The sequence below is a fragment of the Pseudoalteromonas sp. MER144-MNA-CIBAN-0113 genome (assembly GCF_040308965.1).
Classification (GTDB): domain Bacteria; phylum Pseudomonadota; class Gammaproteobacteria; order Enterobacterales; family Alteromonadaceae; genus Pseudoalteromonas; species Pseudoalteromonas tetraodonis.
In genome coordinates this window covers 1-413 of sequence record NZ_JBEOOG010000217.1, presented here as the reverse complement: position 1 = coordinate 413, position 413 = coordinate 1, and the positions used below count along the sequence as shown (strand labels likewise).

General features: G+C 40.2%; 1 protein-coding gene. It reads left to right on the top strand.

Going from position 1 to position 413, the window contains the following annotated elements; translation table 11 throughout:
- On the top strand, positions 1-413 hold a 413-nt coding region (locus AAEY57_RS19465), incomplete at both ends, for a transposase (protein WP_350608601.1).

Below are 413 nucleotides of genomic sequence, written 5' to 3'. Positions count from 1 at the left end.
AAAGCATTATCTCAATGTGATGATGTTCGCTTAGAAGATATTGCAGATGATTTAGGTGTCGGTTATTCAACGTTACAGCGTTGGATAGCACTCGCAAAAAAACATCAACTTGAAACACACCAGACGGGTAGCCAAATGACAGCAGAAAAACGACCACAAGACTGGAGTTTAGAAGAAAGACTCAGCGCGATTATTGACTGTGGTCATTTAGATGAAACAGCCATTAATGAATACTGTCGTAATAAAGGGCTTTACCCGCATCATATTAAGCAGTGGAAGCAAGATTTTGCCCAAGGACCTACAACGAAACTAGTTAAATCAGACAGTAAACAGCTTAAGCAAGAGATAAAACAGCTGCAAAAAGAACTGAATCGTAAAGATAAGGCCTTAGCTGAAACAGCCGCTCTGCTTGT